This is a genomic window from Pseudoduganella sp. S-14 (assembly GCF_049913285.1).
Lineage (GTDB): Bacteria > Pseudomonadota > Gammaproteobacteria > Burkholderiales > Burkholderiaceae_D > Rugamonas.
In genome coordinates this window covers 6,377,941-6,402,188 of the sequence record NZ_CP183991.1, presented here as the reverse complement: position 1 = coordinate 6,402,188, position 24,248 = coordinate 6,377,941, and the positions used below count along the sequence as shown (strand labels likewise).

Annotated in this window: 17 protein-coding genes; 16 read left to right on the top strand and 1 reads right to left on the bottom strand. The window is 63.6% G+C overall.

From position 1 onward, the window contains the following. The first annotated feature begins 10 nt into the window (after positions 1-10). The 11 genes from ACN9MZ_RS29435 (at position 11) to ACN9MZ_RS29385 (ending at position 15,912) form a co-directional block, all read left to right on the top strand. The gene (locus ACN9MZ_RS29435; RefSeq protein WP_426342975.1) at positions 11-1,237 is read left to right on the top strand and encodes an RtcB family protein; all 1,227 of its coding nucleotides are present in this window, start codon (positions 11-13) and stop codon (positions 1,235-1,237) included. A gap of 20 nt (positions 1,238-1,257) precedes the next feature. Continuing rightward, a complete protein-coding gene (gene rtcA, locus ACN9MZ_RS29430; protein ID WP_426340297.1) occupies positions 1,258-2,274 on the top strand; it encodes an RNA 3'-terminal phosphate cyclase in 1,017 nt (338 codons plus the stop codon). Between the two features lie 62 nt (positions 2,275-2,336). Further along, positions 2,337-3,920: a DUF2138 family protein gene (locus tag ACN9MZ_RS29425; protein ID WP_426340296.1), complete on the top strand. Its 1,584-nt coding sequence runs from the start codon at positions 2,337-2,339 to the stop codon at positions 3,918-3,920. Next, on the top strand, positions 3,917-4,579 hold the full coding sequence (locus ACN9MZ_RS29420) for a DUF1175 family protein (RefSeq protein WP_426340295.1): 663 nt from the start codon (positions 3,917-3,919) through the stop codon (positions 4,577-4,579). Before ACN9MZ_RS29425 ends, ACN9MZ_RS29420 begins: the two co-directional genes overlap by 4 nt. Continuing rightward, positions 4,516-9,102 (top strand): alpha-2-macroglobulin family protein, encoded by a 4,587-nt coding sequence (locus tag ACN9MZ_RS29415; RefSeq protein ID WP_426340294.1) that lies wholly within the window; start codon positions 4,516-4,518, stop codon positions 9,100-9,102. Before ACN9MZ_RS29420 ends, ACN9MZ_RS29415 begins: the two co-directional genes overlap by 64 nt. After that, a complete protein-coding gene (locus ACN9MZ_RS29410; RefSeq protein ID WP_426340293.1) occupies positions 9,102-10,787 on the top strand; it encodes a DUF2300 domain-containing protein in 1,686 nt (561 codons plus the stop codon). The genes ACN9MZ_RS29415 and ACN9MZ_RS29410 overlap by 1 nt, the downstream gene beginning before the upstream one ends. A 29-nt stretch (positions 10,788-10,816) precedes the next feature. Then, positions 10,817-11,581 carry a YfaP family protein gene (locus tag ACN9MZ_RS29405; RefSeq protein ID WP_426342974.1) on the top strand — a complete coding sequence of 255 codons (765 nt, stop codon included), beginning with the start codon at positions 10,817-10,819 and terminating at the stop codon, positions 11,579-11,581. 4 nt (positions 11,582-11,585) lie between these two features. After that, positions 11,586-12,338 carry a YfaP family protein gene (locus ACN9MZ_RS29400; RefSeq protein ID WP_426340292.1) on the top strand — a complete coding sequence of 251 codons (753 nt, stop codon included), beginning with the start codon at positions 11,586-11,588 and terminating at the stop codon, positions 12,336-12,338. A 125-nt stretch (positions 12,339-12,463) separates the two neighbouring features. Next, positions 12,464-12,925: a cytochrome c-550 PedF gene (gene pedF, locus ACN9MZ_RS29395; RefSeq protein ID WP_426166217.1), complete on the top strand. Its 462-nt coding sequence runs from the start codon at positions 12,464-12,466 to the stop codon at positions 12,923-12,925. 12 nt (positions 12,926-12,937) lie between these two features. Beyond that, complete coding sequence (locus ACN9MZ_RS29390) at positions 12,938-13,753, top strand: substrate-binding periplasmic protein (RefSeq protein WP_426340291.1); 816 nt, start codon at positions 12,938-12,940, stop codon at positions 13,751-13,753. Beyond that, complete coding sequence (locus ACN9MZ_RS29385; RefSeq protein ID WP_426340290.1) at positions 13,750-15,912, top strand: TonB-dependent receptor; 2,163 nt, start codon at positions 13,750-13,752, stop codon at positions 15,910-15,912. The genes ACN9MZ_RS29390 and ACN9MZ_RS29385 overlap by 4 nt, the downstream gene beginning before the upstream one ends. On the opposite strand, the gene ACN9MZ_RS29380 is transcribed toward ACN9MZ_RS29385, so the two are convergent. Continuing rightward, complete coding sequence (locus ACN9MZ_RS29380) at positions 15,909-18,038, bottom strand: TonB-dependent receptor family protein (protein ID WP_426340289.1); 2,130 nt, start codon at positions 18,036-18,038, stop codon at positions 15,909-15,911. The two genes, ACN9MZ_RS29385 and ACN9MZ_RS29380, sit on opposite strands and share 4 nt — an antisense overlap. A 149-nt stretch (positions 18,039-18,187) precedes the next feature. On the opposite strand from ACN9MZ_RS29380, the gene ACN9MZ_RS29375 reads away from it, so the two are divergent. The 5 genes from ACN9MZ_RS29375 (at position 18,188) to ACN9MZ_RS29355 (ending at position 24,248) form a co-directional block, all read left to right on the top strand. After that, positions 18,188-19,126: a beta-propeller fold lactonase family protein gene (locus tag ACN9MZ_RS29375; RefSeq protein WP_426340288.1), complete on the top strand. Its 939-nt coding sequence runs from the start codon at positions 18,188-18,190 to the stop codon at positions 19,124-19,126. A gap of 127 nt (positions 19,127-19,253) precedes the next feature. Next, on the top strand, positions 19,254-20,774 hold the full coding sequence (adh, locus tag ACN9MZ_RS29370) for an aldehyde dehydrogenase (protein ID WP_426340287.1): 1,521 nt from the start codon (positions 19,254-19,256) through the stop codon (positions 20,772-20,774). Between the two features lie 22 nt (positions 20,775-20,796). Further along, on the top strand, positions 20,797-21,189 hold the full coding sequence (locus ACN9MZ_RS29365; RefSeq protein WP_426340286.1) for a DUF779 domain-containing protein: 393 nt from the start codon (positions 20,797-20,799) through the stop codon (positions 21,187-21,189). Positions 21,190-21,200: 11 nt separating this feature from the next. After that, positions 21,201-22,922 (top strand): PQQ-dependent methanol/ethanol family dehydrogenase, encoded by a 1,722-nt coding sequence (locus ACN9MZ_RS29360; RefSeq protein WP_426342973.1) that lies wholly within the window; start codon positions 21,201-21,203, stop codon positions 22,920-22,922. 174 nt (positions 22,923-23,096) lie between these two features. After that, complete coding sequence (locus ACN9MZ_RS29355) at positions 23,097-24,248, top strand: porin (RefSeq protein WP_426340285.1); 1,152 nt, start codon at positions 23,097-23,099, stop codon at positions 24,246-24,248.

Here is a 24,248-nt window from a genome sequence, read left to right as displayed (position 1 = left end):
GAGAATTATGATGAAAGATAAAGAGTTCGAAGTGATGGAAGTGTCGGGTGGTAGCCCGGTGAAGATGTGGACCAAGGGCGTGCCGGTCGAATCGGAGGCGCGCCAGCAGCTGTCCAATACCGCCAAGATGCCCTTCATCTACAAGCATATTGCGGTGATGCCGGACGTCCACCTGGGCAAAGGTTCGACCATCGGTAGCGTAATCCCGACCTTGGGTGCGATCATTCCGGCGGCAGTTGGGGTGGATATCGGGTGCGGGATGATGGCCGCCAAGACCACGTTGAACGCGCGTGACCTGCCGGACAACCTGGGTCCGCTGCGTAGCGCGATTGAGAAAGCGATCCCGCACGGCTTGACGCCGAAGTTCCGCGGCCGCGACCGCGGTTCGTGGGAGAACCCGCCGTCGGCCGTGGACGTCGCCTGGGGGCAGTTGAAGGATGAATTCGACGTGATCTGCGAGAAAACGCCGAAGCTGAAAAACACCAACAACCACCGACACCTGGGTACCCTGGGTTCGGGTAACCACTTCGTTGAAGTGTGCCTGGATGAAGAAGGTTCGGTGTGGTTCATGCTGCACTCCGGTTCGCGCGGGGTCGGTAATGCCATCGGCTCCCACTTCATCGAACTGGCGCAGCAGGATATGCGTACCCATATCGCCAACCTGCCGGATAAGGACCTGGCCTACCTGGAAGAAGGTACCCAGCACTATGACGACTACGTTGAGGCGGTGGGTTGGGCGCAGAAGTTCGCCCGCATGAACCGTGAAGTGATGATGCAGAACCTGATCGCCTCCGTGCGTACCGTCATCACCAAGCCTTTCCAGACGCACGTGGAAGCAGTGAACTGCCACCACAACTATGTGCAGAAAGAGCGCCACTTCGGTAAGGACGTGCTGGTGACCCGTAAGGGTGCAGTGTCCGCACGCGAAGGCGAACTGGGGATCATCCCGGGTTCGATGGGGGCGAAGAGCTTCATCGTGCGCGGAAAAGGCAACCCGGAGAGCTTCAACAGCTGCAGCCACGGTGCCGGACGTACCATGAGCCGCAACGAGGCGAAGCGCCGCTTCTCGCTGGAAGACCAGGTGAAGGCGACCGAAGGTGTCGAATGCCGTAAGGATGAAGGCGTGATCGACGAGATACCGATGGCCTACAAAGACATCGAGGCCGTCATGAAGGCGCAGGAAGAGCTGGTTGAAGTTGTGCATACCCTGAAGCAGGTGGTGTGCGTCAAAGGGTAAGAACAAGGATAAAAACAAGAATGATTGAAATTGATGGTTCCCAAGGGGAGGGCGGCGGCCAGGTGCTGCGCACCGCGCTGACGCTCTCGATGATTACCGGCCAGCCGTTCCGTATCTCGAACATCCGCGCCAACCGCTCGAAACCGGGCTTGATGCGTCAGCACCTTGCTTCGGTCAAGGCGGCCGCGGAAATCTCCGGCGCGAAAGTCGAGGGCGACGCCCTTGGCTCTACCAGCCTGTCGTTCGCGCCTGGTGCGATCAAGGCCGGCGTGTATGAATTCCAGATCGGTACGGCCGGCAGTTCCACGCTGGTATTGCAGACCGTGGTGCCGGCATTGCTGTATGCGCCGGGTGAGTCCGTAGTACGCGTCAGCGGTGGCACCCATAACTCCAAGGCGCCGCCGGCCGAATTCCTGCAGCGCGCTTATGGCCGCGCCATGGCCGATATGGGCGCGCAGGTCGAATTCCACCTGGAGCGCACGGGCTTTTATCCCGCAGGCGGCGGCGCAGTACGGGCCACCGTGAAACCGCTGGCAGCCTGGCGTCACCTGGCATTGGATGCGCGCGGAGAGCGGCGCGAAGCCTACGCTGAGAGCTTGGTTGCTGCCGTGCCGGGTGGCGTTGCGAAGCGCGAACTGGATTGCGTGGCAAGTGCCATGGGCTGGTCTGGCGACCAGTTGCGTTTCAAGACGCTGCCGGACAACTGGGGCCCCGGCAACGCACTGTTGATCACGCTGGATCATGAACACGTGACGGAAGTCTTCGTCGCCTTCGGCGAAAAAGCCCGGCGTGCGGAGGAAGTGGCGCGCGACGCCGTGGCGCAAGCCCGCCGCTTTATCGCGTCGGGCGCTGCGGTCAGCGAACACCTGGCCGACCAGTTGCTGGTTCCGATGGCGCTGGCCGGCAGCGGCAGCTTCACCATGGACATCCTTTCGCAGCATACCCGCACCAACGCGGAAGTGATCGCGCGCTTCCTGCCGGTGTCGATCACTTTCGACAAACGCGAGGCAAGCACGCTTGCGAAAATAGCTAGCTAATTTGGTTACTCCGTGGCAAAATTTGGCGTCGTTGTATTTAATATAACTTTGCCGGACCCGCCATGAACAAAAAGACTTTGGCCAAGATCGCCGCGGCAGTTGCTGTCGTTGCCGGCGGCGTTTTCGCCTACCGGGCTTTTGGCTGGGGCGCCATGACTGGCCCTGTCAACAGCCTGAAGATCGACCTATCCAAGCCGGATGCCCTGGTCGTCACCAAAAGCCTTTCCAGCCTGCCGCGTGATTTGCTGACCGTGCCGCTGGCGCGTGACGTGCTGCGCGAGGACTTCCTGTTCTATTACGAGCAGACCGAAGACCGCCTGGGCCTGAAGGGCAGCCTGCGCCGCATCGCCTACGAGCATGAGCTGGGATGGGGCGACCAGTTGATTCGCATGGTGCTGGACGAACCGGCGGAAGTGGCCATGTGGCGCGATGCTGATGGCTCCCTCAAACATTATGTGATCTCCGTCTCACGCGGCAAGCTGGCGCGCGTGCTGGAAGAAGCGGGCAAGGTGGCGCTGAAGGATACCCAGCTCACCGTCGCCGGCGAATTGCGCGTCGATGGCGATAAGGTGCCGGTGTACGCGTTGAACTATGCCTACCAGCGGAACCTGCTGTTTGCAGCCCATGGCGAACGCATGGTGATCCTGTCCCACCCTGGCATGCTGTATGGCTCCGACCGCAAGGTGAGCGACGACAAGGCGCAGACCACGGTCGCCAAGCTGCTGGGGAAGGATGCCGCGCAGCAGAAAGTCTTCCACGACCAGTTCCACTTCGAGAAATCGGCGCAGGACGGCCATAGCATCGCCATCAAGGCCGATTTCCTGTCCTTCGGCTACCAGCCATTTTTCAGCGGCCTGGAAGCGCTGCGCTTCGATTTCAGCAAGGGAGCGTGGCGCTCGCAGGTGCTGCTGGATGCGGCCAAGCTGCCGAAAGAAGGCTATGACAGCAGCGCCCTGTGGAGCGCGCTGCCGTACAACCCAAGCAGCTGCTTCACGCTGCCGGTGGATTGGAACAGCCTGCAGCCGGTGCTGAAAAGCATCAGCGGCAAGACCAGCCAGCCGGTGCTGCCACTGGCGACCGAGTTGAGTGGTCCGGCTGCCGCCTGCTGGTATGGCAACTCCCGCCTGCATACGCCGGTATTCGTGGCCAACCGCGCCGGCGGCAACGAGGCGCTGTTTGAAAGCCTGTTCCAGACGGCGATCCGCGACGGCAAGGGTGTCGAGAAGCAGCAAGGCAAGAAGGGTGAATTGCGCTGGAGCGGCGCGGTTTCCACTGCGCAGGGCGACACCACGCCAACGCTGGCGATCAGCGGCAAGACCGTGGTTTTCTCGGCTGACGCCAAGCTGGTCGATCAGGTATTGGCTGTGAAGCGCAAGGAAATGCCCGCCGCCTCGGACCTGCTGCCGGATGCCAAGCATACTGTCGGCCTGATCGCACCGGCTTCGCTCGCCAAGCTGATCGAAGAAGAGAGCTTCAATACCCTGCCAAGCCAGCGCGAGCCGGTCCTGCGCGGCGCAGTCGACGCGCACCTGGTGCCGCGCCTGCAGGCGCTGAAGAAGTATCCGCCTTACCGCATGGTTCTCAAGTCCGTGCCAAGCAAAGGCATTGCGTGGCAGCCATTGGAATGGCAGGCAGCGGGCAAATGAAGCGTCGCAGTACGCTGCACCTGCTGGCCGCGTGCGCCGCTGCTGTAGCGGCGCCACGGGTGCTGGCGCTGACCAGTGCCAATGATGCGCAGGTACGCCTGTCGCAGGCACAGTCGCGCGCTTTCCAGGCGTGGATGCTGCGCATCATCAGCGCCCAGGTCGAGCAAGGGCCTTCGCCGCGCTGGCACCACCGCGATTGCGCGGGCCTGGTGCGCTTTGCCGTCAACGAAGCCTTGTCCGTGCACGACGCCAGGTGGATGCGTGCCAACGGCATCGCCAGCGACCGGCGCCTGCCACCGGAACTGGACCTGACGCCGCAACAGGCAGCCCTGCGCAACCGCTGGGTGCAAGGCGAGGGCAAGGTAGGCCACTTCGTCACGGCGCTGGCGCTGGTACAGCACAACAGCCGCTTCGTGGCGCGAGAAATCAGCCAGGCGCTTCCCGGCGACCTGCTGTTCTACGACCAGGGCGATGAACAACATCTGATGGTGTGGATGGGGGCGCATATCGCTTACCACACGGGCACCGTCACCCCAACAGATAACGGTCTGCGTACCGTCGATATTCAACAACTAACGACATGGAAGGACACGCGGTGGCAACCAGCGGTCAACAATCCCAACTTCGCCGGCGTGTTCCGGCTGTCATTTCTGTCCTGAAGCTGTGCCTCGCAGGCCTGCTGGCGCTGACCGCGCTGGCCGGTGCGTCGGCACAGGAGGCGCCGTCCAGCGGTTATACGCTGTTCAAGGGCGAGCCGTTCTTCCTGCTGTCCGATGCCAGCTATGGCAGCACGGACGAGGCGCGCGTGCGCCTGGAAGTGCCAGGCCGCGACTTCGGCCGCTCGCAGCTTGAACAGTATTCCGGTGCGGACATCGTGGTGTACCGCGTGCCGCAGCCGCTGGAATTCCTGAAGAAGCAGCGTAACCTGCACCGGGTCCAGGTGGACGGCAATTACCAGGGCGAAGGCCTGGCCAATGCCCTGAGCTACCTGTGGGACAGCTGGTGGAAGCAATCGCGCCTGGCATGGCGACGGATCTTCTCGTCCGAAGCCCGCCACGCGGTGACTGCGAACCAGCCCAAGCTGGCGACGAACGGCGAAGCGATGAAGCGCGCGACCGTATTCGCCAACAACCCGCAGTACAAGCCGATCAAGGGCTTCGAGATGGTGGACAGCTTCCGCTATCCGATCTGGCAGGCGAAGGCAATCGAGCCGCCGAAGGGCGTCAAGATGGATGGCTCCAGCAGCGAATTCATTGCCGGCAATAGCGGTAATGTGATGATCCCCGTCGGCAAGCGCAAGCCCGGCCTGTACCTGGTGGAAGCCATCATCGGCGAGCACCGTGCGACCACGCTGGTATTCGTATCCGACACCATGGCGGTGACCAAGGTGTCATCCGGCCAGATGCTGGTATGGGCCGCGCGCCGCGACAACAGCGCCGCCGTGGCCGATGCCAACGTGATGTGGACCGACGGCACCGGCGTTCTGCAATCCGGCACGACCGCCAAGGACGGCGTAGTGTCGATGGAGCGCAGCAGCCCCGAGCACACCTATGTGATCGGCGAAGACCGTAGCGGCGGCGTGTTCGTGTCGGAGAACTTCTACTACGACAGCGAGATCTATAACACCAAGATGTATGCGGTGACAGATCGTCCCCTGTACCGTCCTGGCGATGAAGTGAACGTCAAGTTCCTCGGCCGCGAATTCAAGTCGGCGCGCCTGTCGCAGGCTGCCGCTGCGGCGCCGGTCGGCCTGACCGTGTTCGATCCAAACGGCACGCCGGTGCTGACGCAAACCCTGCAACTGTCGCCGGAAACTGGCACGGAAACCCGTTTCCGCCTGCCGGAGCAGGCCACCGCTGGCGGCTATGAGCTGCGCTTCAGCTACAAGGATGGCCTGTACGGTGCGGCGTTCCGCGTGGCGGAATACGTCAAGCCTCACTTCGAGATCAACGTCCAGCCGGCCAAGCCGGAATTCAAGACCGGCGAAAAAGTCAGCGGCACGATCTCCCTGCGCTACCCGGACGGCAAACCTGTAAAGAACGCCAAGCTGTCGCTGTCCCTGCGCGGCCAGCAAAACACCATGGTGGAGGGCGAATTGCGCTACAGCGGCATGTTCCCGGTGCAGCTGAAGACTGAGGAAGCGGAGACCGACCGCAGCGGCGACTACTCGTTCACGCTGCCGCCGGCCGCCGATCCGTCGCGCTATGTGCTGACCGTGATGGCGACCGACGGTGCGGCCTACCGCGTCAAGGCGACGCGCGAGCTGATGATCGAACGCTCCATCAGCAGCTACCAATTGAAGGCTGCGCGCTCCTTCTCCGAACCAGGCCAGCAGGTGCACTTCGACCTGGTGGCGGACGGTCAGGGTGCGGCACGCCCGGTGCGCTGGGAGATGGTGCAGCTCGAGAAACAGGAAAAGACCGAAGGGAAATTCGATCCTGCCGCCAAAGGCTGGGACGTGAACTTCGCCAAGCCAGGCTCCTACCAGCTCTCGCTGCGCGACGAGCGCGGCAACCTGCTGGCGGGCGCCAGCCACTGGGTCAGCGGCGAAGGCTTGCAGGCGGCACCGGGCAGCATCGAGATCGTGATGGACAAGGTGCGCTATCGCCCAGGCGAGACTGCCGAAGCGCTGGTAACCTTCTCCGACGCGGTCGACCAGGCCCTGCTGACCATGGAACGCGACAAGGTGGAGCAATACGGTTTGATGAGCGGCAGCGCCGACTGGTACCAGGCCAAGCGCGTGGCGAAGAACCAGTGGCGCGTACGTATCCCGGTCAAGGAGGAGCACGGGCCGAACATGACCTTCTCCGTGGCGTACACCCGCAATGGCGACTTTGTGTTCCAGAACGCCGGCTTGCAGGTGATTGAGCCGCGTATTGCGCTGACCTTCAAGACCGACAAGGAGGTCTACCAGCCGGGCGAAAAAGTTACGCTCGACGTGACGGCACAGCTGGATGGCAAGCCGCTGTCCACCTTGGTGGCGCTGGGAGTGGTGGACGAAATGATTTACGTGCTGCAGCCGGAAATCGCACCCGACATCGCGGACTTCTTCTACCACCCGCGCCGCAACAACGTGCGCACCACGGCCAGCCTGTCCTTCATCAGCTACGACATGGCGCAAGGCCGCCGCGAGAACGTGCCGGCACGCCACAACTACAACGAACGTGGCGTGAAAGTGCTGGAACGCCCGCGCCGCGACAATATCGATACCGCGTTCTGGGCGCCGTCGCTGAAGACCGATGCAGACGGCAAGGCGCGCGTCATCTTCACCATGCCGGATGCGCTGACCCGTTGGCGCATCACTGGCCGTGCCATGGATGCGCTGGGCCGCGTCGGTCAGCGCACCGGCTACCTGCGCTCGGACAAATCGTTCTACGCCAAGTGGACGTCGCCGGACTGGCTGCGCACCGGCGACGCGCCGCGCGCTTCCGTCGCCATCTTCAACCAGACCAGCGATACGAAATCCCTGGAGGTGACGCTGTCCGGCGGTCCGCAGCCTAAAGTGGAGAAGCTGTCGGCCAAGCCGGGCGTGAACTACGTCGAATTCCCGGTCGACGTCGGCACCGCGCCGCTGCGCCTGGAAGTGAAGCAGGACGGCAAGCTGGTTGATGCGCTGGATACCAAGGTGCAGGAGCAGCCTGCAGCCTGGACTAGCCCGCGCAGCATGAGCGTCGCGCTGACCGGCACCGACAACGCGCTGAAACTGCCGGCCGATGCACGCAATATCCGCGTCTCGTTCGCGCAAGGCGCGGCGAGCCACTTCGCCCGCATTGCCGATGACCTGATCGACTACCCGTATGGCTGCGTGGAGCAGACGGCCAGCCGCCTGATCCCGCTGACCATGGCTACACAAAGCATGCCGGCGGATGCCGGCCCGGTACGCGAGCGCCTGATGGCCATCATGCAGGCGCAGCGCCTGCGTCTGGTGTCCATGGCCGGCCCGAATGCCGTCTTCAGCTGGTGGGGCCCGGCAACCCAGGGCGATGCGTTGATGACGTCCTACGCTTACTACGCCGACTGGTATGCCTCGCGCGCCCTGCGCCTGGAGCTGCCGGGCGAGCACTGGAACAACCTGGTCAGCGTCTACAGCGAGCATGGCAAGAACAATGCGCCGCTGGAGCGCGCCATGAGCCTGTGGATGATGCATGAGATGGGCCTGCCGACGAAGACTCTGGCGGAAAGCCTGGTCGCGGATGCGTCGAGCCTGGAAGTCGGCGCTACGCCGCGCAAGCAGGGCGTCACCAGCAGCGTGCTGCTGGCTGATGGGCAGGACAGCGTAACCCGCTCCATGGCGGTCGGGCTGACGTCGGTCGTCGCCGCGCAGAACGGCATCGCCCTGCCGGCGCAGTTGCAGCAGCAATTGCCGCAAGCATGGGCAGCGCTGCGCGCCTCGCCGGCGCCGGTGGCGCAGGCCCTGCTGATGCTGGCCGGTGAACTGCCTGCAACCCAGGCAGACGCAGTGCTGTCGGCCGTGCGTGCCGACATGCCGACCATGGACCGTGCCCTGACCCTGGTCTGGGTGCAGAAGAAACTGGGTGGATCGCCTGCCGCAAGGCCGCCTGTGGCGGCGCTGGAAGGCGCATGGCAGCAGATGGACAGCCGTAGCGGCCAGCCGGTATGGCGCTGGACCGACGCCAAGGCATTGCCTGAGCAACTGAAGCTGGCGCAGGCCGCGCCGGCTGGTACCGTCGCGATCGTGCAATACGACAGCCGCGCCGTCGAAGCGCATTCGCTGGATGTCGGCATCGAACGTCGCATCCTGCGCATGAAAGCTGGCTCCAAGGGCTACACCATGGAATTGGTCAAACCGGGCGAAGCACTGCGCACGGACGAACTGTACATGGATGAGATCAAGCTCAAAGCCGGCAGCGCCACGCAACGCTTTGGCTTGCTGGAAGTGGCCCTGCCGCCAGGCGCGATGGTGGAATCGACCACCTGGGGCATGAAGCTGGCAGGCGACGAGCCTGTGCAACTGGAGCGTGCACGCCACGTCGAGCGCCGCGACGGCTATGCCGTGCCGATCGAGCCATTGAGCGGAGAAGTGGTCGTGCGCCACCTGCTGCGCTTCGGCCAGAAGGGCAGCTACACCCTGCCGCCGAGCCGCTTCCACCGCATGTACCAGCCGGAGCAAAAAGCTTTTGAAGGCGGCGGCAAGACCATGCGTACACTGAAAGTCGAGTAATGTCGCTGCGCCGGCTGCCCGCTTTGCTGTTGGCCTGCGCCGCGCCTGTCGCTGCGGCGGCCTCGCTCGACCTGGCGTGGTGGCGCGATGGTAAGGTACAGGCAGTGCAGCTGCAGCAGCGCAGCGCATCGGCGGCGCAAACGATGGCGGCCAACACCGAGATCCCGCTCGGCAGCCTGTGGAAGCTGTTTGTCTACGTGTACGCGGTGGACAGCAAGCTCCCCACTCCCGACTACAACTGCGGCGGTCGGAAGCAGGAGGAAGTGTATTGCTGCGAAGCCGGCGGCAGCATCGGCCGGGACGCCGCGCTGGCCCAATCCTGCGGCCTGTTCTTCGCACCGGAACGCCTTGGAATCGCACAGCGTCCGTGGCAGGCATACTGGACGCGCCGGCTTGGCAGTGCGCCGGCCGGTGAATTCGCCTGGCTGGCCGATCCAGCCCGCCTGGAGCCAGCGCGCCTTGTGACGCTTGGCAGCCTGTTGCGTGTACTGGGCAGCATTCCTCCTGCGAGCCGCACGGAAGCGGAAGCAGCCCTGCTGCGTGTGGTGCTGGACGGCCGCGGTGCTGGCAGCGTGCGCTGGTTCGGCAGCCAGCTGCGCGTGAAGACCTACTCCTGGCATCACCCCAGGCGCGCGGATGCAAGGCTGGGCGGTGCGGCCGGTTGGCTTGCCGACGGCACGCCGGTATGGTTTGGCGGCAGCGACAGCAGCACCGGCATCTTCCAGAAATGGGCGCCGCAAATTGCCGCAGCCTTGCCGCCCGTGCAGGCTGCTGAAGACAGCGGCTGCGTAATGGTCGACTATTTCGCCCGTTACCCGGTGCGTTCCGTGCGCACGGCGGACGGCCTGGCGGCGCCCGGTGCGCTGAATGGCCGCTACGTAGTCCAGTTCGAGAACGGCAAGAGCCTGCCGATCCGCAGCAGCGGTGAGTTGACGCTGGCGAACGACGCGAATGGCAAACCGCAGATTCGCGGCCGTATGGGCGTGAACGAATACGTTGCGCGTGTGATCGACCGCGAGGCCAGCACTACCGAGCCGGAAGCTGCACGTGCCTTCGCGATAGCAGCCCGGACTTACCTGCAGCAGAACGCGCGCCGTGCCGAATCCTGCCAGCACATAGCAGACAGCAGCGCCACCCAGCGCGTCAGTCCCAATCCTGCCAGCGCCGCCGCACTGGAAGTGGCGCGCTGGACGGATCAGCTGGTGCTCGATGGCGCGCAGGTGCAGTACCACAGCACCAAAGGCAGTGCCAACGTCCTGTCCTGGAGCGACGCGCAGGCGCAGGCGCGTACCGGCAAAGGTTTCGACGACATCCTGGCCGCGGCCTACCCACGCACAACCCTCGCCATTGCGGGAAATACCGGAAGCACCTGTGCGCGCCTCACAAAGAACGAACAGTGGCTGGCCTATGCGCTGCCGCGCTGGGAGCGCATGCTGCGCCGCGAGGATGGCTACGAAGCGCCGGTACAGTTGCCGGCCGTGTGCGCACTGACGGCCGGTTCGCCGTATTCCGAACAGTCGCGCAACCGCATCTTCATGCGGCCGCTGGCGACGCGCGAAGACCGCATTACGCTGGCGCACGAATACCTGCACATCGGGCTGCGCCGGCACCCGCGTGGGCAGGACGAAGACCATGTGGAGCGCCTGGCGCGCCGCCTGAATGATCTCTCACAGGAGGCTATGTGAAAACACGCATCCAATTGAGCGCCGCGCTGATGCTGGCGCTGGCCGCCACCCCTGTTCTGGCGCAGGACAAGACGCTGACGGGACCCGTCGGCGGCTGGAATCGTGCCGGCATGACCGACAAGTCCGGCGAGCTCGCCGTCAGCTATCCATATTCGCTGATCGACCGTGGCGCGCAGAAAAACCGCACCATGATCCGCGGCCAATTGGCCAAGATCAGCACCAAGCGCCCCTTCCACCAGTTGATCGTGAACGGCAATCCGACGCCGCTGTACACGGACGACGAAGGCCGCTATGCGCGCGGCTATGCGTTTGGTTCCGGCTCCAACAGCGTTGAAATCCGTTCGCCGGACGGCAAGTCCCTGAAGCGCATGCAGTTCTACGAGGCGGACACCAGCCGCGCGCAACCGCGCTTGCGCATCATCGGTGCCTGGGACGATAACCAGGCCGAGATCGACCTGCACATCATTACGCCGGATGGCCAGCACGCCTTCTTTGCGCACCCATTCCTCACCAATGGCGGCGGACTGGATGCGGACAGCGTAGACGGTCCCGGTCCGGAAATGTTCACCATGACCTCGCCCTTGCACGGCACCTACCAGGTCTGGGTGAACTACTGGGGTAACTTTGGCAGCTCGGGCTACCACTTTGACGAAGCTACGCGCCAGCGTCCCATCATCACGACGCGCATCACCCTGGTATTCAATGAAAACACAGCGAGCGAGAAGCGGCAGGATTTCGTTGTCCCCCTGCGCAAGATCGGCGACCTGACCCTTGTTAAATCCTTTGTATATTGAGCACATGAAGAAACTCTGCCTCCCGCTGTTGCTGTTGCCCGCCTGCGCCATGGCGCAAGTGAGCATTGAATCGCCCAAGAGCGGCTGGCGCCATTCGGGCGGCAGCGAGGAGCAGTACAGCCAGACCGTGAACTACCCGGCATCGGTCGTGAACATGCAGCCAGGGCAGGCCGAAACGGCGCAGATCCGCGGCAAGATCGCGGGTGCCGGCCGGAGCAAGCCGGCCAAGCTGATTGTCAACGGCGTGGCCATGCCGGTCGAGTTGCAGGAAGATGGCAGCTTTGCGCGTCCATACATCTTTGGCCCCGGCTCGAACGGCGTCGAGGTGCGCTCTCCGGACGGCAGGAGCCGGGCGCGCAGCCAGTTCTATGACAGCTACAGCGGCAAGACCAAATCGCGCCTGCGGGTTGTGCTGTCCTGGGACAGTCCGGGCACCGATGTCGACCTGCACGTGATCACGCCGAATGGCGGCCACTCCTGGTTCGGCCAGCGCATGCTGCCCGACGGCAGCGGACTGGATGTCGACGTCACCGGCGGCTATGGCCCGGAGATCTATTCCAGCCCGGCGCCGGCCAAAGGCAACTACCACGTCTATGTGAATTATTTCGGCGGCAACTCCGAGAAACAGGTCATCACCGTGGCCACCGTCTCGATCATCACCAATGAGAACACGCCGAGCGAAAAGCAGCAGACCTTCATGGTGCCGCTGCGTGCCGCGGGCGAACTGACCTTGGTGAAGTCCTTCGTCTATCCCTGATGTGACACCTGGCCTGTGACAGGTGTTCCAAACTGGAGCAGCTGTCCTGCCCAGCAAGGCGGAAAATCATGGCACGCCGTTTGCTCCTGCATGGGTATTACAACCACGCCATGCAGGAGACATCCATGAAACGCCTGATCCTTGCCGTTGCCGCAGCGGCCGCAGTCACCACCTCATTGTTCGCCGTCGCACACGGCAATGTGACGCCGCAGGGCGTCGACACCACCGGCCTGCCAGTCCTCGGCGATAAGTGGCGCGATGAAAACCCTTACAAAGACAACAAGCTGGCGCTGAAGATCGGCTCTTCCGCCTATAACCAGAATTGCGCCCGCTGCCACGGCCTGGAAGCAGTTTCCGGCGGCATTGCCCCAGACCTGCGCATGCTCGATCGCGACTGCGTTGGCATGCGCAACGAGACCAAGAAGCAGGCGTGCTACAAGGAGATCGACCGCTACTTCCTGACCTCGATCCGCGGCGGCAAGGTGCGTAACGGCGCCGTGTACATGCCTCCGTTCGAGGGCGTCTTCAACCAGGAAGCCATGTGGGCCATCAAGACCTACCTGGAAACCCGTCGCGTTACCAATTGATGCGAGGCCGCCATGCTTACCCTGCGCCTGTGTGGCCTCCGCGCCATGCTGCTGATCTGCTGCGCCTTGCTGGTCGCCGCACTGCCGGTACATGCTGAAACCGGCATCCTGAAGGTCGCCGTCTACCAGGAGTTCGCCCCATTCTCCGACAAAGGCCAGGGCGTCGATATCGACCTGGCTGCGGCGCTGGCCCGCAAGCTATCGCTGAAACTGAGCCTGCTGCCTTTCCCGGCGGGTGAAAACCTGAACGACGACCTGCGCAATATGGTGTGGAAGGGACACTACCTGGGCTACGGCCCGGCGGACGTCATGCTACACGTACCGGTGGACCGCGCGCTGATGGCGTCCAACGACAAGGTGGAGATCTTCGCGCCCTACCACGTGGAGGCAGTGCGCCTGGTGCGCAGCGCACGCAGCGTTCCCGTGTTCGATGGCATGGCTTCCCTCGCGGGCAAGCGCATCGGAGTGGAGCAGGTCTCCCTGGCGGGCATGGTGATGCTTGGAGAGGGCAACGGCCGTTTCCGCGACCAGGTGCATTTGTTCCACACTGCGGCCGAGGCTTTGCAAAAGCTGAAGGCGGGGGAGCTCGATGCGGTGTTGGCGACCCGTTCGGAAATCGAGTCCGAATTGCGTGGCGACCCTGCATTCCCGGTGGAGCAGGTAAGCTTCCAGCGCCTGCCGCGCGCTGGGTGGGCGGTTGGCATGGCGGTGCGCAAGGATAATACGGAGGTGGCGCGTAAACTGCAGGCTGCCTTGAATGAACTGGCTGCCAGCGGTGAGCTGAAGGAGATCTTTGCACGCCATGGCGTGCAACTGGCAAGGCCATGAAGCGCAGCGCCTTGGGCGGGCTGCTGGCGCTCCTTGCTGCGGCAGCGCGTGGCGAAGGAGGCGGTACCGGCGGCGGTATTCCGTCGGTGGAAATCGTCGGCATTGCACCTGTAGGCGCCCTCGTCACCGACCGCCGCCTGCTGCCGTATGCCGTGCAGCTTGGCGCCGCGCCGCAGCAGGGCGAGACCCTGGCGGAAACCTTGGCGCGCACGCTGGCTGGCGTCAACCTGAATGAGGTTTCCGGCAGTCCCTACCAGCATGACCTGACATATCGGGGCTTCCGGGCTTCGCCGCTGCTTGGCACTGCGCAGGGCTTGTCGGTCTATCTCGACGGCGTGCGGGTGAACGAGCCGTTCGGCGATGTCGTGAATTGGGACATGCTGCCGGAAGCGGCCATCGGGCAAGTACTGCTGGCGTCGGGATCGAACCCGTTGTATGGCCTGAATACGCTGGGCGGGGCGCTGGTGCTGGTGACGCGCAATGGACGGGACGATCCGGGCGGCAGCATCAGTGTTGCCGGCGCCAGTTACGGGCGGCGGCAAGTGGAACTGTCGCACGGGGCGCGTGGCGACGGCGGCTGGCATAGTTATGTGGCGGCCACGTTGCTCCACGACCGCGGCTGGCGGGCGGCGTCGCCGGGGCAGTTGGCCAGGCTGTTCGCCAAGGCAGGGTGCAGCGCAGGGCCCTTCGAATGGGACATATCGGTGCTTGCGGGTGGTAGCCGGCTGGTGGGAAACGGCCTGCTGCCGGACCGCTTGTACCAAACCGACCGGCGTGCGGTGTACACCAGTCCTGACCGCAACCGCAACCAGTTGCGCCAGGTGCAGGCCAGCCTGCTCAGGCATCTCGATGGGAGCGCGCAGCTATCCTTGTCCGCTTACGCCCGCAGCAGCCGGCGCGATGGCGTGAACGGCGACGTCGGCGACGAGGCGGAGGATAGCCGCAGCGGCGCTCCGGTGCCGGCCAACTTCAACACGGCCGTGACACGGCAGCGCAGCCAGGGCGCGAGTGCGAGCTGGCAGCATACACTCGGTGCGCACCGGCTGGCGCTTGGGACGACGTTTGACCGCAGCAGCGTATCCTTAGCGCAGTTCAGCCAGGCCGGCGAGTTCGGCGCACGGCGCGAAGTGCTGGTGCTGACCGGCAGCGAGCCGGAACTGGAAGCTGCGGTCGATGGCACCGCCCGTAGCGCTTCCCTGTTCGCAAGCGATACCTGGACGCTGGGCAGTGCATGGTCCCTGACCGCCTCCGCGCGTTACGCCCGGTCGCGCCTGTCAAACACCCTCCGGCGCGATGACGGCGCGGGGCAGCACGAACGCTTCACCTACCGTAAACTGAATCCAGCGCTCGGCTTGAACTACCAGGCGGCTCCGGTGCTCACACTGTTCGCCAATGCCTCCCAAAGCAACCGCGTGCCGACCGTGATCGAGCTGGGATGCGCGGACCCCGAGCAACCCTGCCGCTTGCCAGTCGGCCTGCAATCGGATCCATACCTGAAGCAGGTCGTGTCACGTACCGTGGAAGCGGGCGCTCGCTGGAAGCAGGATGGCCAGCAAGTTTCGCTGGCCGTCTATCGCACGCAAAACAGGGACGACATCCTGTTCCGCACTGCCGGCGTTTCCCAGCACGGCTACTTTGCCAATTTCCCCCGCACACGGCACCAAGGGGCAGACATCACGGCCAGCATGCTCGCTGCCAGTGTGCAGTTGACGATTGCCTACAGCTTCCTCGATGCCGCGTACGGCGCCGGCGGCCGCCTGTTCACCGGCAGCCGCGACGTGCCGGTACGGAAAGGCACACGGATGGCTGGCCTGCCGCGGCACACCTTCAAGCTTGGCGCAGATTGGCATGTGTCGGAGGCACTGTCGTTGAGCGCTACCCTGCACGCCACCTCCAGCATGGCCATCCTTGGCAACGAAGATGGCGCGCGGCCGGGCTGGCGCGTTGGCGGCCATACCCTGCTTGGCTTGCAAGCCAGCTACCGTCCGAATGAAAAATGGGAATGGCAGGTGCGTATCAATAACGCCACCAATCGCCGCTATGAAACCTTCGGCGCGATGGCTGCCGACTTCTTCTCTACAAACCAGGCGCAGGAGGCGCGCTTCGTGGCGCCCGGCGCGCCACGTATTGTGACGGCCGGGCTGCGCATCAATTTCTAGAACTGGTACTGGGCGCTGACGCCTATTACCCAATTGCGGCCAGGAGCGGCTTCGTAATAGCGCTTGTTGCTGTCGCCGACAATCACGGAACCGACGTAACGGCGATCGGCCAGATTGTTCAGGCGCGCAAATTCGCTGATGCGCCATCCGCCTATCGACTGCTTTGCGACCACACGCGCATTCAGGATGCTGTAGCCGGGCGCCGGCTTGTCGGCATTCGCATCTTCGGCATACACGCTGGCCACCGAAAGTGATTCCAGCGCTGCAGTGAAGTGCTCGCCGCTGGACTTCCATGCCAGTTCGGCAAACAGGCTGGCGCGCGGCACGCCAGGCAGGCGGGCGCCTTCACGCACGCTGCCAAAGGGCTTCTCGTAAGTCGCCTTCAGCAGGGTGGCTGCCACGCGCGTGCTGAAGCCGGCGTCCAGCTTGCTGTTCAGCGATACCTCGGCGCCCTGCCGCAAGGTTTCGCTGGCGTTGCGGTAGCTGGTGCGGCCGCCACTCGCGGCGTCGACCACCAGCTCGTCGCGCGTGCGCACCTGGAACAATGCGGCATCGATGCTGGTATCGCCGGCACGTGCCTTGATGCCTGCTTCGATGTGTGTACTGCGCGCGGGGCGCAACTGGAAGTTGAAACCGGCGCCGGTGCCGGAATAGAACAGTTCATTCAAGGTTGGCGCCTCGAAGCCGCGCGCCGCCGTCGCATACAGGTTCACCGCCGGCGACAGCTTGTACAACACTCCCAGCAGGGGCGTAGTGCGGCTGTAGCGCAGGGCACCGCTGTCATTGCCATTGCCGAGGAAATGGTCATCCACCGATACCCGCATGCGGCTGTGGCGCAGGCCGGCCGTGAATTGCCAGCGTTCGCCCTGCCATTCCGTTTGCAGGTAAGGATCGGTGCTGGACACCACATCCTGCTCGTCGCGCCGCAACTTGCCTTGCACACCGAAGGTATTGCCGATGAAGTTTTCATACCCCTTGCGGTCATCGCTCGATCGGCCGTACTCGACACCCACCGTGGTCGTCAGCCTGCCGCCAGCCAGTTCGCGCATGTCCTGCCAGTTGATGTCGGAGCCGTAGAAATCGCGGTCGAAGTCGACCACGCCGCCTGAATGGCTGGCCGGCGCCTGGAAGCCTTTGGAAAACGCCTGGAACTGGGTCACGCGGCGGTTGCCGGCCCACAGGCCGGCGTGCAGCCGGCCGGACTCGAAGCGCTGGTCCCAGCTGGCGCCGCCCTGCTGGTGGTCAATGCTCTTGCGGGTGTTATAGCGCTCGGCAAGCGTGCGCTTGGGTACTTGCGTGTCGGTGGCATCGATTTCGCCATTGCGCGGATCGCGTTGCCAGGTGGCCCAGGTTACGCCCAGCGGATCTTGCGTGTCGTCCTGTCGCAGACCGTTGGCGACCAGCACCAGCTTCGCACCGGGTAGCGGCTGCATGGTCAGTTTGGCCATCGCCTGCTCGCGGCGGGCGGCGCTGTGTTCGCGGTAACCGTCGGTATCGAAGCGCGAGGCATCCAGCACATAGCCGATACCGGCAGCGCTGCCCTGCGCATTCAGGTCGGTCTTGCGCAGCCCGTCGCTGCCAGCGGCAAAGCTGGCTTCCACCGTCGGAGCACCTTCGCCGTCGCGGGTAAAGAGCTGGATCACGCCGCCGGCATGGTTGCCGTAGATGGCGGAGTAGGGGCCGCGCAGCACCTCGATGCGCTCTGCCATGTCCAGGTTGAAGGTAGCGGCCTGGCCCTGGCCGTCCGGCATGCTGGCCGGGATGCCATCGGTGACCAGGCGCACGCCGCGCACGCCGAAAGCCGACCGGGCGCCAAATCCGCGCGAAGAAATCTGCAAGTCCTGCGCGTAGTTTTGCCGGTTCTGCACCACCACGCCTGGAACGGCGGCCAGGGACTCCGATGCATTCACGCGCAACTGCCCGTCACGGATGTGCAGCGCATCGAGCACGCTGATCGCGGCCGGAAGGTCGAAGCTGGAATGCTCGACGCGGCTGCCGCTGATGACGACGACGTCGGCGATTGCAGCGCCTTCCGGCGCGGCTTCGGCCGGCGCAGCATGCGCCTGCATGGGTGAAAACAGGCTGGCCAGCAAGGCTGCGATGGCGTTCAAGCGGATGGGGTGCATTTTCAGTCTCCTCGGATCGGTTCAGCGTGCCCGCTGCGCGGGTCTCCCGATCACATAAGCAATATGCCTGCCAAGCCGGCGACAGCCGCACGTTTGCTGGCATATCGCTTGCATAACTAACGGGCACACACCATACCAAAGGAGACATCATGAAGGCAAACCTGTTCGCAGCGTTGTGCGCTGCAGGCGCCGCCAGCATCGCCATTGCCGCGCCATTCGCCTACGTGCCGAACGAGAAGTCCGGCACCATCAGCGTCATCGATACCGCCACCGACAGCGTGGTACGCCAGCTCAATGCCGGCAAACGGCCGCGTGGCATCGGCAGCGATCCGGGCGGGCGCCAACTTTTCGTCAGCGATGCCTCCAGCGGTAGCCTGCTGGCCATCGACAGCGCGGCCGGCAGCAGCGTAACGCTGGCGCTGGGCCGCTCGCCGGAGGGCGTCAGCGTCTCTCCGGACGGCAAGCTGGTGGCGGTTGCGGTGGAAGAGGGCAATAGCGTGGCGCTGTTCGATGTCGCCACCCATGCGCGGCTGGCGGATATCCCGGTGCAAGGCCGCAATCCGGAGCACGCTGTCTTCAGCCCGGACAGCCGCTACCTCTATGTCAGTGCCGAGGAGGCGGAGCAGGTCGATGTGATCGACGTGGCGCAACGCCGCCAGGCCGGTTCCGTCGCGGTAGGCCTGCGGCCACGCGGAATCGGTTTCGCGCCCGATTCCAGCCGGGTGTACGTGGCATGCGAAATGGCGAATGCCGTGTATGTGATCGACGCGGTCACGCTGCGCACGCTGGCCATCATTCCCGCCGGGCGCAATGCGAACGGCATCGCCGTCCACCCGGACGGGCGTAGCGTGTACGTCTCCAACGGTATGGATGGCAGCGTGATGCGCATCGATACCGCCCGCAATGAAGTCACCGCCACGATTGCAGTCGGCAAGCGTCCCTGGAATATGGCCATCACTCCGGACGGCAGCAAGCTGTATGTCGCCAATGGCCGCTCCAACAACGTCTCGGTGATCGATACCGCCGCCGCACGCAAGGTGGCTGATATTCCGGTCGGCGAACTGCCCTGGGGCGTGGTGATCCGTTGATTTGCGCAACAGTTGTTCAAGTTTGGAACAGTTGTTGTTGCACGGCGCTTCGGCCACGGAGCAAAACCCGCTGGCACGGCAATTGCGAATAAGGCAGTACCCACAACCACTCAATATAGAGGACGACATGAATCTCGCCGACATCAGCAAACTGGGCGTCGCCAATCCCTTCAAGACTCGTTACGACAACTTCATCGGCGGCAAATTCGTCCCGCCGGTCAAGGGCGAATACTTCGCTAATATCACGCCGATCACCGGCTTGCCGTTCTGCGAGATCGCACGCTCCACCGCCGAGGACGTCGAGCTCGCGCTGGATGCCGCGCACGCTGCCAAGGCCGCATGGGGCAAGACTTCACCCACCGAGCGCGCCAATATCCTGAACAGGATGGCTGACCGCATGGAGCAGAACCTGCAGCTCATCGCGACCGCCGAAACCATCGACAACGGCAAGCCGATCCGCGAGACGATGGCGGCCGACATTCCGCTGGCGATCGACCATTTCCGCTACTTCGCCGGGTGCATTCGCGCCCAGGAAGGGACGGTCGCGCAGGTCGACTCCGAAACCTATGCTTATCACTTCCATGAACCGCTCGGCGTAGTCGGCCAGATCATTCCATGGAACTTCCCGATCCTGATGGCTGTATGGAAGTTGGCCCCTGCGCTGGCCGCCGGCAACTGTGTCGTGCTCAAGCCAGCCGAGCAAACCCCGGCCTCCATCATGGTGCTGCTGGAACTGATCGGCGACCTGCTGCCGCCTGGTGTGCTGAATGTGGTGAACGGCTTCGGCCTGGAAGCGGGCAAGCCGCTGGCTTCGAGCAAGCGTATCGCCAAGGTGGCCTTCACCGGCGAAACCGGCACCGGCCGCCTGATCATGGGCTATGCGGCGCAGAACCTGATCCCGGTCACGCTGGAACTGGGTGGCAAGTCGCCCAACATCTTCTTCGAAGACGTGATGTCGGCCGACGACGCCTTCTTCGATAAATGCCTGGAAGGTTTTGCCATGTTCGCGCTGAACCAGGGCGAAGTCTGCACCTGCCCATCGCGCGTGCTGATCCAGGAATCGATCTACGAACGCTTCATCCAACGTGCGCTGCAGCGTGTGGCAGCTATCAAACAAGGCAACCCGCTTGACCACGGCACCATGATCGGTGCCCAGGCTTCGCAGGAGCAGCTTGAAAAGATCCTGTCTTATATGGACATCGGCCGACAGGAAGGCGCGCAACTGCTGGCAGGCGGCGAGCGCAAGGTGCTGGCTGGCGACCTGGAAGGCGGCTATTACGTGCGTCCAACCGTATTCAAGGGCGACAACACCATGCGCATCTTCCAGGAAGAGATCTTTGGCCCGGTGGTGTCGGTCACTACCTTCAAGGACGAAGACGAAGCGCTGGCGATTGCCAACGACACCCTGTACGGCCTGGGCGCCGGTGTCTGGAGCCGCGACGGCAGCCGCGCCTTCCGCATGGGCCGCGCCATCCAGGCCGGCCGCGTCTGGACCAACTGCTACCACCTCTATCCGGCCCACGCTGCGTTCGGGGGCTACAAGCAGTCGGGCATTGGCCGCGAGACCCACAAGATGATGCTCGACCACTACCAGCAGACCAAGAACCTGCTGGTCAGCTACAACCCTAACGCGCTGGGCTTCTTCTGAGGCCGGAAAGGCGAGGCGAGGCATGGATAACGCAATTGCCAGGGTCACGGCGACCGCACCGGCGCTGGAATTCATCGACCAGTTGCACCAGCAGCACGGACCGATCATGTTTTTCCAGTCTGGCGGTTGCTGCGACGGCAGCACGCCGATGTGCTATCCAGCAGGCGAGTTCGACGTCAGCGAGACCGACGTCTACCTCGGCAGCCTGGGCGGCGCGCCTTTCTACATCGGGCTTGAACAGTACGGGTACTGGGAACACACCCAACTGATCGTGGACGTGGTGGCCGGCATCGGCGGCATGTTCTCGCTCGATAACGGCACCGGCAAACGCTTCCTGCTTCGTTCGCGCCTGTTCACCGACGAGGAATGCATGGCACTGGGGCAAATAGACCATAACAAAGGAGACAGGACGTGAAATACATCACCATGGGAATGCTGCTGGGGGCGGCGACGCTGGCGCAGGCTGCCAGCGTGACCACGACAATGCTGGAAAACGCTGCGAAGGATACCGGCAGCGTGCTTTCCTCCGGCATGGGCTCGGAAGGGCAGCGCTACTCGCTGCTCAAGCAGATCAACACGCAAAACGTCAGCCGCCTTGTGCCGGCGTGGTCGTTCTCGTTCGGCGGCGAGAAGCAGCGCGGCCAGGAATCGCAGCCGCTGATCTACAACGGCAAGATGTTCGTGACCGCTTCCTACTCGCGCATCTTCGCCATCGACCTCAAGACCGGCAGCAAGCTGTGGAAGTATGAGCATCGCCTGCCGGACGCCATCATGCCTTGCTGTGACGTGGTCAATCGCGGCGCGGCGCTGTATGACAATCTGGTGATCTTCGGCACGCTGGATGCGCAGCTGGTCGCACTGGACCAGGAAACCGGCAAAGTGGTCTGGAAGGAGAAGGTGGACGACTACGCAGCAGGCTACTCGATGACTGCCGCGCCGCTGGTCGCCAATGGCGTGTTGTTGACCGGCGTTTCGGGCGGCGAGTTCGGCATCGTCGGCCGTGTGGAGGGCCGTGACCCGAAGACCGGCGAACTGCTGTGGATGCGCCCGACGGTCGAGGGACATATGGGCTACAAGTACGACAGCGAAGGCAAGGCAACGGAGACCGGCGTTACCGGCTCGGTCAACCAGTCCTGGCCGGGCGAGCTGTGGAAGACCGGTGGCGCCTCGACCTGGATGGGCGGCACCTATGATCCGAAGACAGGCCTGGCCTACTTTGGTACCGGCAATCCGGCGCCATGGAACAGCCACCTGCGCCCCGGCGACAACCTGTATTCCTCGTCCACCGTGGCGCTCGACCCGAAAACCGGCGCTATTAAATGGGCTTATCAGAATACGCCGAACGATGCCTGGGACTTCGACGGTGCCAACGAGTTCGTCACCTTCGACATGGACGGCAAGCGTTATGGCGGCAAGGCCGACCGCAACGGCTTCTTCTACGTGATCGATGCCAACGACGGCAAGCTGCAGAACGCCTTCCCTTTCGTCCGCAAGATCACCTGGGCCAGCGGCATTGACTTGAAGACGGGACGTCCGAACTACATCGTCGAAGGCCGTCCAGGCGACCCGACCAAGGGTGAAGAGGGCAAGAAGGGCGCTTCGGTCTTCGCTGCGCCGGCCTTCCTTGGCGCGAAAAACCAGCAGCCGATGGCCTACAGCCCGCAGACAAAGCTGTTCTACGTTCCGGCAAACGAGTGGGGCATGGACATCTGGAATGAGCCGATCAGCTACAAGAAAGGCGGCGCATACCTCGGGGCGGGCTTCACCATCAAGCCGCTGTTCGACGATTACATCGGCGCCCTGCGAGCGGTCGACCCGAAAACCGGCAAGATCAAGTGGGAGGTGAAGAACAACGCTCCACTGTGGGGTGGTGCGATGGCGACTGCCGGCGGCCTGGTGTTCTATGGCACGCCGGAAGGCTACCTGAAGGCGCTTGATGCGCAGACCGGCAAGGAACTGTGGAAATTCCAGACCGGATCGGGCGTCGTGGCGCCGCCAATCACCTGGCAGGACGGCGGCACGCAATACGTGGCCGTGGTTTCCGGCTGGGGCGGTGCAGTGCCGCTGTGGGGCGGCGAGGTGGCGAAGAAAGTGAACCTGCTTGAACAGGGCGGCTCGGTGTGGGTCTTCAAGCTGGCGCCGAAGTAAACGATCTCCATGTGTTGCATTGGCGGCCTGCGGGCCGCTTTTTTTTTGAACAGTGCTGATCCGATATTGCGCAGCGCAGACTGGGGAATCGCCTGGCGTCCCGGTGCGCGGCACCGGCACGTAAATTGCCCTATCCCTTGTGCAGCATCCATCAATCAAACCGAGGAGACAACAATGAATAAGATCGTGCTCGCCGCCACCGCCGGCGCAATGCTTGCCCCAGCAGCCTACGCCGTCGACATCAAGGCCGGCGACTGGAACGTGAACGTTGGGGGCATCGTCAACGCCTATTACACCTATGTATCGTGCAGCGGGGACGTCGTAGGCGGGCTGGCGCTGGCTACTGAAGGTATCGGCTGCGGCGGCGAGGACCGCCGTACTACCATCGGCAACGGCCTGTTGCCAAACGGGCTGGTAACTTCAGCTACCACCAAGCAGTCCGGCTTCGACATCAAAGCGCATATTGGCATTTATCACGCTACTGCGACCGACAGCGCTATCGCGCAGAATAGTGAAGTCGACGTGCGCCAGGCCTATTTCAGCTTCGGTAATGCAGACCTGGGGACCTTCAAGCTGGGGCGGGACAACGGCATCTTCGGCGCTAATGCCATCTTCGGCGACATGACGCTGATCGGCGCCGGGGCGCCAGTGCAGGCCACGCAGCGTGGCCGCGTCGCGCTGGGCCACATCGGCGCTGGCTATGCCTACGTTGGATATTACGGGCAGATGGCATACAGCTCGCCCAAGCTGTCCGGGTTCAGCGTGGATGCCGGCGTGTTCAATCCGGTAGCCGATTCGCCCATCGTTTCGACGGCCCAGTACACCACCCGCTCCAATCCGCAGGTACAGGCGCAGCTCACATATTCGGACGGCCCATTTAAAGCCTGGCTTGGCGCGAAATCGCAGAAGTTCAAGGGTGTGGCCGCGAGCGTGCCGGACTTCACCATGTCGGGATGGGAGGCTGGAGCTTCGCTGCAGCATGGCGCCTTTGGCCTGCTGGCCAATTATCAGGGAGGCAAAGGACTTGGCGTGTTGTCGGATGCGGACCAGGGCAATGTACGCAGCACGCACTGTCTGCTGCAAGGAACTTTCAAGGCCAGCGAAAAACTGAAGCTTGGCCTAGGTTATGGCATCAGCAAGAACGACGACGACACGGCCGGCACGAATGGCCTGAAATCGAACGCCAACCTCACTGCCGGCGCCTATTACGCGTTGACCGGCGCCATCACGCTGGTCGGCGAAGTAGGGCAGACGCGCTCGAAGTCCTTCACCGGCGCCGAGGCCAAGATGAATGGCGCCTCCTTTGGCGGCATCCTCTTCTTCTAA